The organism is Actinomadura sp. NPDC048021 (genome assembly GCF_040653135.1).
GTDB classification, from domain to species: domain Bacteria; phylum Actinomycetota; class Actinomycetes; order Streptosporangiales; family Streptosporangiaceae; genus Spirillospora; species Spirillospora verrucosospora.
Genome location: NZ_JBEZJQ010000002.1, coordinates 83,224 through 95,349 on the forward strand (window position 1 = coordinate 83,224; position 12,126 = coordinate 95,349).

At 72.2% G+C, this 12,126-nt stretch carries 12 protein-coding genes; 6 read left to right on the plus strand and 6 right to left on the minus strand.

What is annotated here, in order from left to right; genetic code table 11:
* Nucleotides 1-186: 186 nt before the first annotated feature.
* The 5 genes from dnaK to clpB all read left to right on the plus strand — a co-directional run bounded on the left by dnaK (nt 187) and on the right by clpB (nt 7,142).
* A complete protein-coding gene (gene dnaK, locus AB0C87_RS03595; protein WP_345171328.1) occupies nt 187-2,052 on the plus strand; it encodes a molecular chaperone DnaK in 1,866 nt (621 codons plus the stop codon).
* Nucleotides 2,053-2,125: 73 nt separating this feature from the next.
* On the plus strand, nt 2,126-2,779 hold the full coding sequence (gene grpE, locus AB0C87_RS03600; RefSeq protein ID WP_345171330.1) for a nucleotide exchange factor GrpE: 654 nt from the start codon (nt 2,126-2,128) through the stop codon (nt 2,777-2,779).
* Between the two features lie 84 nt (nt 2,780-2,863).
* Nucleotides 2,864-4,033 carry a molecular chaperone DnaJ gene (gene dnaJ / locus AB0C87_RS03605; protein ID WP_345171332.1) on the plus strand — a complete coding sequence of 390 codons (1,170 nt, stop codon included), beginning with the start codon at nt 2,864-2,866 and terminating at the stop codon, nt 4,031-4,033.
* 5 nt (nt 4,034-4,038) lie between these two features.
* Entirely contained in the window at nt 4,039-4,485 is a 447-nt protein-coding gene (locus tag AB0C87_RS03610) for a helix-turn-helix transcriptional regulator (RefSeq protein WP_345171334.1), read from the plus strand.
* 59 nt (nt 4,486-4,544) lie between these two features.
* Complete coding sequence (gene clpB, locus AB0C87_RS03615; RefSeq protein ID WP_360576369.1) at nt 4,545-7,142, plus strand: ATP-dependent chaperone ClpB; 2,598 nt, start codon at nt 4,545-4,547, stop codon at nt 7,140-7,142.
* Between the two features lie 52 nt (nt 7,143-7,194).
* On the opposite strand, the gene AB0C87_RS03620 is transcribed toward clpB, so the two are convergent.
* From AB0C87_RS03620 to AB0C87_RS03645, 6 genes are all read right to left on the minus strand, one after another.
* The gene (locus tag AB0C87_RS03620; protein WP_345171338.1) at nt 7,195-7,566 is read right to left on the minus strand and encodes a hypothetical protein; all 372 of its coding nucleotides are present in this window, start codon (nt 7,564-7,566) and stop codon (nt 7,195-7,197) included.
* A 64-nt stretch (nt 7,567-7,630) separates the two neighbouring features.
* Nucleotides 7,631-8,092: a roadblock/LC7 domain-containing protein gene (locus AB0C87_RS03625; protein WP_345171340.1), complete on the minus strand. Its 462-nt coding sequence runs from the start codon at nt 8,090-8,092 to the stop codon at nt 7,631-7,633.
* 46 nt (nt 8,093-8,138) lie between these two features.
* On the minus strand, nt 8,139-8,810 hold the full coding sequence (locus AB0C87_RS03630; protein WP_360576371.1) for a hypothetical protein: 672 nt from the start codon (nt 8,808-8,810) through the stop codon (nt 8,139-8,141).
* 1 nt (nt 8,811) lies between these two features.
* Nucleotides 8,812-9,231, minus strand: coding sequence for a hypothetical protein (locus AB0C87_RS03635; RefSeq protein WP_345171344.1), 420 nt, complete (start codon nt 9,229-9,231; stop codon nt 8,812-8,814).
* 165 nt (nt 9,232-9,396) lie between these two features.
* The gene (locus AB0C87_RS03640; RefSeq protein WP_360576373.1) at nt 9,397-10,638 is read right to left on the minus strand and encodes a sigma-70 family RNA polymerase sigma factor; all 1,242 of its coding nucleotides are present in this window, start codon (nt 10,636-10,638) and stop codon (nt 9,397-9,399) included.
* On the minus strand, nt 10,635-10,985 hold the full coding sequence (locus tag AB0C87_RS03645; protein ID WP_345171348.1) for a YciI family protein: 351 nt from the start codon (nt 10,983-10,985) through the stop codon (nt 10,635-10,637). The genes AB0C87_RS03640 and AB0C87_RS03645 overlap by 4 nt, the downstream gene beginning before the upstream one ends.
* 126 nt (nt 10,986-11,111) lie before the next feature.
* Between AB0C87_RS03645 and AB0C87_RS03650 the strand changes: the two genes are divergently transcribed.
* The gene (locus tag AB0C87_RS03650; RefSeq protein ID WP_360576375.1) at nt 11,112-12,098 is read left to right on the plus strand and encodes an NAD-dependent epimerase/dehydratase family protein; all 987 of its coding nucleotides are present in this window, start codon (nt 11,112-11,114) and stop codon (nt 12,096-12,098) included.
* Nucleotides 12,099-12,126: the final 28 nt, after the last annotated feature.

A 12,126-nucleotide genomic window follows, 5' to 3' on the forward strand; every position in this document is an offset into this window, starting at 1 on the left:
GGGAACCGGAATAGGGCGCTCACTCGTCCTGTTGTAAAGGTCGTCAGCAAAGTTGAGTCCGGCCGACTCAAGTCATTTGACAAGGATGAGATCGCCGGGCAACCTAGCGGGCAGAAGACTCAACCGGCCGCGCCTCGGGGGCGACCGGGGCTGCGATACCACCGGATACGACGGAGGACGAGAAACATGGCACGTGCGGTCGGCATCGACCTCGGGACGACCAACTCGGTCGTCGCGATCCTGGAGGGCGGCGAGCCCACCGTCATCGCGAACGCGGAGGGGTCGCGGACCACGCCGTCCGTCGTCGCCTTCGCCAAGAACGGCGAGGTCCTGGTCGGCGAGGTCGCCAAGCGCCAGGCGGTGACCAACGTCGACAGGACGATCCGGTCGGTCAAGCGCGAGATGGGCACCGACTGGAAGACCAAGATCGACGACAAGGACTTCAACCCGCAGCAGATCAGCGCGTTCGTGCTGCAGAAGCTCAAGCGGGACGCCGAGTCCTACCTGGGCGAGACGGTCACCGACGCGGTCATCACCGTCCCCGCCTACTTCTCCGACCACCAGCGCCAGGCCACCAAGGAGGCCGGCCAGATCGCGGGCCTGAACGTCCTGCGCATCATCAACGAGCCGACCTCGGCGGCGCTGGCCTACCACCTGGAGAAGGAGAACGAGGCCACCATCCTGGTGTTCGACCTCGGCGGCGGCACGTTCGACGTGTCCCTGCTGGAGGTCGGCGACGGCGTGGTCGAGGTGAAGGCCACCAGCGGCGACAACCACCTGGGCGGCGACGACTGGGACAACAAGGTCGTCGACTGGCTGGTCGAGCGCTTCAAGAACGCCAACGGCGTCGACCTGTCCAAGGACAAGATGGCGCTGCAGCGGCTCCGCGAGGCCGCGGAGAAGGCCAAGATCGAGCTGTCCGGCTCGTCCGAGACGCAGATCAACCTGCCCTACATCACCGCGTCCGCCGAGGGCCCGCTGCACCTGGACGAGAAGCTCACCCGCGCCGAGTTCCAGCGGATGACCTCCGACCTCCTGGAGCGCACCAAGGCGCCGTTCCAGCAGGTGCTGAAGGACGCCGGCATCTCGGTGAGCGAGATCAACCAGGTCGTCCTGGTCGGCGGCTCCACCCGGATGCCCGCGGTCTCCGAGCTGGTCAAGGAGCTGACCGGCGGCAAGGAGCCGAACAAGGGCGTCAACCCCGACGAGGTCGTCGCGATCGGCGCCAGCCTCCAGGCCGGCGTGCTCAAGGGCGAGGTCAAGGACGTCCTGCTGCTGGACGTGACCCCGCTGAGCCTCGGCATCGAGACCAAGGGCGGCATCTTCACCAAGATCATCGAGCGGAACACCACGATCCCGACCAAGCGGTCGGAGACGTTCACCACCGCCGACGACAACCAGCCGTCCGTGGAGATCCAGGTCTACCAGGGCGAGCGCGAGATCGCCGCGTACAACAAGAAGCTCGGCACCTTCCAGCTCACCGGTCTGCCGCCGGCGCCGCGCGGCGTCCCGCAGATCGAGGTCACCTTCGACATCGACGCCAACGGCATCGTGAACGTCAGCGCGAAGGACCAGGGCACCGGCCGCGAGCAGTCGATGGTCATCACGGGCGGCAGCGCGCTGCCCAAGGACGACATCGAGAAGATGATGCGCGACGCCGAGCAGTACGCCGAGGAGGACCGCCGGCGCAAGGAGGAGGCCGAGGTCCGCAACCAGGCCGACACCCTCGCGTACTCGACCGAGAAGTTCCTGCGGGAGAACGACGAGAAGGTCCCCGCGGAGCTGAAGACCGAGGTGAACGACGCGGTCGCCGAGGTCAAGAAGGCCCTGGAGGGCACCGACGTCGACGCGATCAAGGGCAGCGCCGAGAAGCTCGCGCAGGTGAGCCAGAAGATGGGCGCCGCGATGTACGCGCAGAACCCCGAGGGCGCCCAGGCCGGCGCCGAGGACCACGGGCCGACGGCCGGCGCCCAGGGCGGCCAGCCGCAGGACGACGAGGTCGTCGACGCCGAGATCGTCGACGAGGACAAGCCGAAGGAGGAGGGCCGATGACCGCAGCGAAGCGAGGATCTTCGGCCCTCCACCCCGGGGGTCTGGGGGGCGTCCCCCAGAAGGGTGGTGCGTCGTGACGTCCTCTCCCAACGGGGGCGAGGAGAAGGAGGGCCCGGTGATCCGCGACAAGCGGCGCATCGATCCCGAGACGGGGGAGGTCCGGGCGCAGGCGGGGGAGACCCCCGCGGCCCCGGAGGCCCCGGTGGACGGGGCCGGCGCCAAGGCCACGGGCGAGGAGGACTCCTCGCTGAAGACCCAGCTGGCGGAGCGGCTCGCCGACCTCCAGCGCCTGAAGGCGGAGTACGACAACTACCGCAAGCGCGTCGAGCGCGACCGGGTCGCCGTCCGCGAGCAGGCCCTCGGGCAGGTGCTGTCCGAGCTGCTCCCGGTGCTGGACGACATCGGCCGCGCCCGGGAGCACGAGGAGCTCACCGGCGGCTTCAAGTCCGTCGCGGAGAGCCTCGAGGCGGTCACCGGCAAGCTCGGCCTGGAGCGGTACGGGGAGAAGGGCGAGCCCTTCGACCCGGTCGTGCACGAGGCGCTGATGCACTCGCACTCGGCCGAGGTGACCGAGACGAGCGTCACCGACGTCCTGCAGCCCGGCTACCGGATCGGCGAGCGGGTCCTGCGGCCCGCCCGCGTGGCGGTGGCCGACCCCGCTCCGGACTCCGGAGCCGGGGAGTCCGGCGGCGGGCCGGACGAGGCGGACGACGAAACGAGCGAATGATCCCCATGGGGCCCGCCCGCGAGGGCGGGCCCCGCAGGGGCCCGAAGACATGTGGCATGTGGCGATAGCAGAAGGCGGGGCGCCGTGAGCACCAAGGACTACCTGGAGAAGGACTACTACAAGGTCCTCGGTGTCGCGAAGTCGGCCTCGCAGGAGGAGATCAAGAAGTCCTACCGGAAGCTGGCGCGCAAGTACCACCCGGACGCCAACAAGGGCGACGCCGAGGCCGAGGACCGCTTCAAGGAGGTCTCGGAGGCCTACGACGTCCTGTCGGACGAGAAGCGCCGCAAGGAGTACGACGCGGTGCGCTCGATGCCGGGCGGCTTCCGCGGCCAGCAGGGCGGCGGATTCGGGTTCGACCTCGGCGACCTGTTCGGCCAGACCGGCGGGACGCAGCCGGGCGGCGCCGGAGAGCGCATCGGCGACCTGTTCGGCGGCCTGTTCGGCGGCCGCGGCGGCGGTGGCACCCGCACGGCGGGGACGCGGCGCGCGCGGCGCGGCGCGGACGTCGAGACCGAGGTGACCCTGTCGTTCGGCCGCGCGATGAACGGCGTCACCGTTCCGATCAAGCTGACCAGCGAGGCGGCCTGCGACGGCTGCCGCGGGACGGGCGCCAAGGCCGGCACCGTGCCGCGGGTGTGCCCGAGCTGCGAGGGCACCGGGCACGAGACCCGCAACCTCGGCAACTTCGGCTTCCAGGAGCCGTGCAAGGAGTGCCGCGGACGGGGCCTCGTCGTGGACGACCCGTGCCCGATCTGCCACGGCAGCGGCCGCGCGACCGGCACGCGGACCATCCAGGCCCGCATCCCGGCGGGCGTCGCGGACGGGCAGAAGATCCGGCTGAAGGGCAAGGGCGCGCCCGGCGAGAACGGCGGCCCGGCCGGCGACCTGTACGTGAACATCAAGGTGCTGCCGCACCAGGTGTTCGGGCGCAGCGGCGACAACCTGACGCTGACCGTCCCGGTGACGTTCCCCGAGGCGGCGCTCGGCGGCGAGATCCGGGTGCCGACCTTCCAGGGGCAGCCCGTCACGCTGAAGCTGCCCGAGGGCACCCCGAACGGCCGCAAGTTCCGCGTGAAGGGCCGGGGTGCGCCGCGGCGCGACGGCACGAAGGGCGACCTGCTGGTCACGGTCGACGTGCACGTCCCGCAGAAGCTCGACGAGCAGGCGCGCGAGGCGCTCGACCGGCTCCGGACGGCGGGCGCCGGCGAGGACCTGCGCGCGGACCTCCTCCAGCAGGCCAGACAGGAGTGATCTTCATGGATCCCTTCGGCGACGACACTCCGGTCTACGTGATCTCCGTGGCGGCGCAGCTGTCCGGACTGCACCCGCAGACGCTGCGCACCTACGACCGGATGGGCCTGGTGTCCCCCGGCCGGACGGCGGGCCGGGGACGCCGCTACTCGATGCGGGACATCGTGATGCTCCGGGAGATCCAGCGGCTCTCCCAGGAGGAGGGCGTCAACCTGTCCGGCATCAAGCACATCCTGGAGCTGCAGCGCGACAACGTGCGGCTCCGCGAGGAGCTCGGCAAGGCGCACGCGGCGCTGGAGGACCTCGCGAACGAACTCGAATCGACCCGGGCGGTCGCGGCGCGGCTCGCGCAGCAGCGGCGGCACGGGGAGCCGGGCGGCACTCCCGGCGCCGACCTCGTGCCCATCAGGCGCACGAGCGTCGTGGTGTGGCACGAGCGCGACTCGGACTGAACAAAGGCAGTGTCGGGGGTCTGGGGGTTGCCCCGGAAGGAAGAGCACGGGGTGGGGCGATGGACTACAAGCTGACGCAGAAGAGCCAGGAGGCGCTGTCGATCGCGGTCCGCAGGGCGGCGGCCGAGGGGCACCCCGAGGTGGACCCGCAGCACCTGCTGGTGGCCCTGATCGGGCTGCCGGACGGGACGGCGGTGCCGCTGCTGGAGGCGGTCGGCGCCGACTGGCAGGTGATCCGGCGGCGGGCGGAGGAGCAGCTCGCGGCGATGCCGAAGGCGCAGGGGTCGACGGTGGCGACGCCGCGGCTGTCCGGCCAGCTCCAGCGGTCGGTCAACACGGCGGCCAACCGGGCGCAGCAGCTGGAGGACGAGTACGTCTCGACCGAGCACCTGCTGGTCGGGCTGGCGGCGGACGGCGGTCCGGCGGCGGGCCTGCTGAAGGAGTTCGGCGCGACGCCCGAGGCGCTGCTGGAGGCGTTCGAGAAGGTGCGCGGCCACGCCCGCGTCACCAGCGAGAACCCCGAGGGCACCTACCAGTCGCTGGAGAAGTACGGCGTCGACCTGACGGCGGCGGCCCGCGACGGCCGGCTCGACCCGGTCATCGGCCGCGACCCGGAGATCCGCCGGGTGATCCAGGTGCTGTCGCGCCGGACGAAGAACAACCCGGTGCTGATCGGCGAGCCCGGCGTCGGCAAGACGGCCGTGGTGGAGGGCCTGGCCCAGCGGATCATCGCGGGCGACGTCCCCGAGTCGCTGCGCGGCAAGCGGCTGGTCTCGCTGGACCTCGGCGCGATGGTCGCGGGCGCGAAGTACCGCGGCGAGTTCGAGGAGCGGCTGAAGGCCGTCCTCACCGAGATCAGGAAGAGCGAGGGGCAGGTCGTCACGTTCATCGACGAGCTGCACACCGTCGTCGGGGCGGGCGCGGCCGAGGGCGCGATGGACGCCGGCAACATGCTGAAGCCGATGCTGGCCCGCGGCGAGCTGCGGATGATCGGCGCGACGACGCTGGACGAGTACCGGGAGCGGATCGAGAAGGACGCCGCCCTGGAGCGCCGGTTCCAGCAGGTGTTCGTCGGGGAGCCGACCGTCGAGGACACGATCGCGATCCTGCGCGGGCTGAAGGGCCGGTACGAGGCGCACCACAAGGTGCAGATCAACGACTCGGCGATGGTGGCGGCGGCGACGCTGTCCGACCGCTACATCACCTCCCGGTTCCTGCCGGACAAGGCGATCGACCTGGTGGACGAGGCCGCGTCCCGGCTGCGCATGGAGATCGACTCCCGGCCGGTCGAGGTCGACGAGCTGCAGCGCGCCGTCGACCGGCTGAAGATGGAGCAGATGAACCTGGAGAAGGAGACCGACGAGGCGTCCCGGCAGCGCCTCGAACGGCTCCGCGCCGACCTCGCCGACCGGCAGGAGCAGCTGAGCGGCCTGAACGCCCGCTGGGAGCGGGAGAAGGCGGAGCTGAACCGGGTCGGCGAGATCAAGGAGCGGATCGACCAGCTGCGCGGCGAGGCCGCGCGGGCCGAGCGCGACGGCGACCTGGAGACGTCCTCGCGGCTCGTCTACGGCGAGATCCCGGCGCTGGAGAAGCAGCTGGAGGAGGCGTCGGAGGCGACCGAGACCCGCGACACGATGGTCAAGGAGGAGGTCGGCCCGGACGACGTCGCCGACGTGGTCGCGTCCTGGACGGGCATCCCGGCGGGGCGGCTGCTCGAAGGCGAGACCGCGAAGCTGCTGCGCATGGAGGACGAGCTCGGCAGGCGGCTGATCGGCCAGGAGACCGCGGTCCGCACGGTGTCGGACGCGGTGCGCCGCGCCCGCGCGGGCATCTCCGACCCCGACCGGCCGACCGGCTCGTTCCTGTTCCTCGGCCCGACGGGCGTCGGCAAGACGGAGCTGGCGAAGGCCCTCGCGGAGTTCCTGTTCGACGACGAGCGGGCGATGACCCGCATCGACATGAGCGAGTACTCCGAGAAGCACAGCGTCGCCCGCCTGGTCGGCGCGCCGCCCGGATACATCGGCTACGAGGAGGGCGGCCAGCTCACCGAGGCCGTCCGGCGCCGCCCGTACTCGGTGGTCCTGCTGGACGAGGTGGAGAAGGCGCACCCGGAGGTCTTCGACATCCTGCTGCAGGTGCTGGACGACGGCCGCCTCACCGACGGCCAGGGCCGCACGGTCGACTTCCGCAACACGATCCTGATCCTCACCTCCAACATCGGGTCGCAGTTCCTCGTCGACCCGACGCTGGAGAACGGGGCCAAGCGGGAGGCGGTGTGGAACGCCGTCCGGAACTCGTTCAAGCCGGAGTTCCTCAACCGCCTGGACGACGTGATCCTGTTCGACGCCCTGTCGACCGACGAGCTGACCCGGATCGTCGACCTCCAGGTGGACCGGCTGGCCGACCGCCTCGCCGACCGGCAGCTCACGCTGCGGGTCACGCCCGCGGCCCGCGAGTGGCTGGCGCTGACCGGCTACGACCCGCTGTACGGCGCGCGGCCGCTGCGCCGGCTGGTGCAGACGGCGATCGGCGACCAGCTCGCCCGCGAGCTGCTGTCCGGCGAGGTCCGCGACGGCGACGAGGTGGTCGTCGACCTCGACGAGGCCGCCGACCGCCTGACCGTCCAGCCGTCGAGCGGCCTGAAGATGACGAAGTGACCGCGCGAAGGCGGCCCGGGGATCCTTTTCCCCGGGCCGCCTTCGCGTTCCGTCAGACCTCGAGGTTCTCCTCGATCTCGCGGAGGCGGTGGCGGGCGAGCGCCAGGTTGCCGCGGGCGCGGTCGAGCGCCATGTAGAGGAACAGCCCCTTGCCCTTGCGGCCGGTGACCGGCCGGATGACGTGGTACTGGCTGGAGATGCTGATGAGGATGTCCTCGATCTCCTCCTTGATGCCGAGCTGGTCCATCGTGCGGAGCTTGGCGCGCACCACCTCGGTGTTTCCGGCGGCCGCGACCTGCAGGTCGAGGGCCTTGGAACTGCCGAGCTGGCCGAGGGCCATCCCGCTGTTGTAGTCGACGACGGCGACGCCGATGGCCCCGTCGATCGTCATCATGTCCTTGAGCGCGAGATCGAGGTTGGACATGGTGCTCCCTTTCCTTGTCGTGTGCGCTTCGTTGTCGTGCGCTTCGTTGCGTGGCGCCGCGCCGTCAGGGGCGGCGCGCGCCCGTGAGGTGGGCGGCGATGGCGCGGGCGGCGGGCCGCGACTCCAGATGGAGGCGGCCCACGTTGACGTCCGGGTCGGCGAGGACGGTGAGGGACGCGGTGGGTCCGGCGGCGTAGATGACCACGTAGCCGTCCACGCCGCGGATCACGACCTCGTGGAAGGCGCCGCCGTGCGCGGTCTGCGCGATCCGGTGGGCGAGGGACAGGCCCGTCGCCGTCACGGCCGCCATGCCGGCGGGCTCGACGGCCCCGGGCAGGTCGTGCGCGATGAGCAGCCCGTCCACCGAGGCCACGAGGCTCCCGTCGAGCCGCGGGACACGGGTCCGCAGCGACCTCAGCTCCGCCGCCACCGCCTGCTCCGTCGCGCGCACCGCCGCGGCCCCCGCGGCCGGTGCGCCCGGCGTGCCCGGTGCGCCCGCCGGGCCGGCCCCCGCTCGTTTCGCCACCTTCGCCAGCCTTTCGATCAAGTGAGCCACTCGGTCCCCAGCACGGTCAGCCGAACTCCACCAGCGCCGCGTGGAGCCGGACGAGCAGGTCGTGGTCCGCGGGCGCCCAGTCGGCGGGGACCTCCTCGCGGACGGGCGGGGCGCCGGGCCCGTCCGGCGGGCCGGTCCGCACCAGCGACGCCGCGGCGAGCCCCCGCACGGCGAGCAGGCACGCGAACACCGTCCGCCCGAGCTCGCGGGCCAGTTGGGCGGGGGTGCGCCTGTCGTCGGCGTTGAGCAGGATCTCCGCCTGGAGGCCGGTCAGGATGACGCGCTGCCTCCGGACGCGCCGGACCGGCACCACCGGCGCGACGTCGACGCTCCCGTCGGGCCAGGCGGCGTCGAGGAGGGCGCGGCGGCGGCGCTGCTCGTGGACGAGCGTCGCCACGGTGACCCGCCGGGGGCCGCCGCTCGGCGGTCCCTCGGTGAACGCCGGCTCGGCCCGCGAGGCGAGGAGGAGGCAGGCGGCGTCGAACATCGCCAGCAGACCGGCCAGTTCCCGGTCGGGCCCGTCCGGGAGGTCGCCGAGGCCCGGCGTGTGCCGGCTCTCGGCGAGGGTGACGGCCCCGCGGTCGACGTGGAACGCGCCGTCGCCGCCCACCCACAGCAGGCCGGTGGCCTTCTCCCGTTCCAGGGCCGCCAGGGCCCCGGCGACCCATCCCGCGTTCGCGTCCGCCATGTCATCCGCCCGTGATCTCGCCGAGGAGATCGCGCACGCGGAGCCGGGCGAGCGCGATGTTGCCCCTTTCCCGGTCGAGCAGTAAATGGACGAACAGATGTCCGTCGAGATTCGCTCCGGTAAGGGCCAGCAAATGATATCCGTCCGTTCCGCAGACAATGATCTCCTCGACGTCGTCCCCCGCCGCGGTGGCGCTGAGCGCCGGCGACGCCAGCACCGCCCGCACCACGTCGGTCGCGCCGGCGGCGTCCTCGTGCTGGTCGAGGACGTCCTCCCGGCCGGCCGCCGCCACGGCGAGCCCGCTGGCGCAGTCGACCAGCGTGACCCGCCGCGCCCCCGGAATGGTCATCATCGACGCGAGGCACCCGTCAATGCCCAAGCCCATTTCCCCACCGAATGAGAGTTGCAAGGACTCGACCATAGCCAGAACATTGCCGCTCGCAAGACTTATCCGCAATTTTCCCGAGACAATCATGTATGGGGTATAAATACCGCCCGGTATGACGGGCGGTCAGGGTCGGTGCGAGGCGTCGCCCCCGGAATCGGTTCCCACCGCCCCACCGGTTGGGGGTCGTCCGCAACCGCGTCAGCCCGTGCGCCGGACCTCGCCGAGCCGGCGGGCCAGGTACCGGCGGTCGGCGTCGGCGCGGGCCAGCGCGAGCGCCTCCCGGTAGGCCGCGGCGGCCTCCTCGGACCGGCCGAGGCGGCGCAGGAGGTCCGCGCGGGTGGCGTGGAGCAGGTGGTAGCCGTCCAGTCCCTCGATGCGGTCGGCCAGCGCCAGGCCCGCCAGGGGCCCGTCCGCCATCGCCACCGCGACGGCCCGGTTGAGCCGGACGACGGGCCCGGACACCATCGCTTCGAGCCTTCCGTACAGGGCGGCGATCTGCGGCCAGTCGGTCTCGCCCGCCGTGCGCGCGGCGCCATGGCACGCGGCGATGGCCGCCTGCACCTGGTAGGGGCCGGGCTCGCCCCGGCGGAGGGCCTCGTCAACGAGCGCGGCGCCCTCGGCGATCGCCGCGCGGTCCCAGCGACTCCGGTCCTGGTCCTCCAGGGCGACCAGGTCGCCGGCCTCGTCCGTCCGCGCGGCGTGCCGCGAGTGCTGGAGCAGCAGGAGCGCGAGCAGCCCGGCGACCTCCGGGTCGTCCGGGGCCAGGCCGCGCAGGAGCCGGGCGAGGCGGATCGCCTCCGCGCACAGGCCGGCGCGCACCGGGTCGGCGCCCTCGGTCGCCGCGTACCCCTCGTTGAACAGCAGGTACACGACGCCGAGGACCGCCGCCGTACGCTCCGGCAGCAGGTGCGCGGGCGGCACCCGGTACGGGATGCCCGCCTGGCGGATCTTCCGCTTGGCCCGGACGAGGCGCTGCGCCATCGCGGGCTCGGCGACCAGGAACGCCCGCGCGATCTCCCCGGTGGTCAGGCCGAGGACCGTGCGCAGCGTGAGCGCCACGCGGGCCTCGACCGGCAGCGCCGGATGGCAGCAGGTGAAGACCAGCCGGAGCCGGTCGTCGGGCAGGCCGCCCGGGTCCGGCCCCTCCTCCGCGTCCGCCATCGTCCCCAGCTCCCTGAGCTTCGCGGTCTCCGTCGCGCCGCGCCGGATCCGGTTCAGCGCGTGGTTGCGGGCCGTCGTGGTCAGCCAGGCGCCCGGCCGGCGCGGCACCCCGTCGTCCGGCCAGCGTTCGAGGGCGCGCGCGAACGCCTCCTGGGCGCACTCCTCGGCGAGGTCCCAGTCGCCCGTCATGCGGATGAGGGTCGCGACGACCCGGCCCCACTCCTCGCGGAAGGCCGCCGCGACCGCACGTCCCGCGTCCGTCACTCCTGTCTCCGTCACTCCTCCCCGAACGGCCAGAGGGGCCGCACCTCGATCGAACCGCGCCGCGCCGACGGGTGCCGGGAGGCGACGTCGAGCGCCTCCTCCAGGTCGGCGCAGTCGATCAGGTCGAAGCCGAGGATCTGCTCCTTGGTCTCGGCGAACGGCCCGTCCGACAGCAGCGTCTCGCCGTCCCGCACGCGCACGGTGGTCGCGGTGTCGGTGAGGCGCAGCCGGTCGCCGAACCTCCGGACGCCGCGGCCGTCCATCTCCTTCACCCACGCCTCGGTGTCGGCGATCATCGCGTCCTGCTCGGCGGGGCTCATCTCCTGCTCCTCGACCCCGCAGATCAGCATCAGGTAGTGCATCGTTCCTCCTCCTGTAGGTGGTGACCCTCGCCGGCTCCGAAACTCGTCGCCGGGGGCCGTCACTCTGTCGACACTCGGGCCCACCCGATTTCGACACCCGGCCGGTACGGAAGGCAGAGTTCTTCCATGAGGCTTCTGATGCTGGGCGGGACGGAGTTCGTCGGACGGGCGATCACCGAAGAGGCTCTTGCCCGCGGCTGGGACGTCACGGTCTTCCACAGAGGGCGCCACGAGCCGCCCCAGGGAGTCGTCTCGCTGCACGGCGACCGCACCGCGGAGGGCGGTCTCAAGGCGCTTGAGGACGGAGAGTGGGACGCCGTCATCGACACCTGGTCCGCCGCACCGTTCGTCGTCCGGAACACAGCGCGCCTGCTCGATGGACGCGTCACGCGGTACGCCTACATCTCCAGCCGCTCGGTGTACCGGTATCCGGAACCGTCCGGGCTCGGCGAAGAAGCCGAGGTGGTGGACGGCTCCCCGGACGACGGCGACGTCGACTACGCAGAGGCGAAGCGCGGAGGGGAACTCGCGGCGCTCGACGTCTACGGGGACAGCGCCCTCCTGGTCCGGGCAGGCCTCATCCTGGGCCCGTACGAGAACATCGGGCGGCTGCCCTGGTGGCTGACGCGCATGGCACGGGGCGGCGACGTCCTGGCGCCCGGCCCGCGCGACGCCGGCCTGCAGTACATCGACGTGCGGGACCTCGCCGTCTGGACCCTGGACGCCGTCGAACGCGGGCTCGGCGGCCCCTACGACCTGGTCAGCCCACCCGGCCACACCACGATGGAGGAACTGCTCCAGTCCTGCGTCGACGTGACGGGGGCGGAGGCGAATCTCGTCTGGACGGCCCCCGAAGCGATTCTGGAAGCGGGCATCGAACCGTGGACCGACCTTCCCGTCTGGCTCCCGCCCGGAGAGGCGTACGACACCCTGCACCGGGGCGATGTCGGCAAGGCTCTCGCCGCGGGGCTGCGGTGCAGGCCCGTCCAGGAGACGGTCGCGGACACCTGGGCCTGGCTCCGGTCGATAGGCGGCAGCGCTCCGCAGCGTCCCGACCGTCCCGTGGTCGGTCTGCCCCCCGAGAAGGAGGCCGAGGTCCTGGGCTCCCGCTGACCTCCGGTGCGGGCGCGGGCCGGCCGCG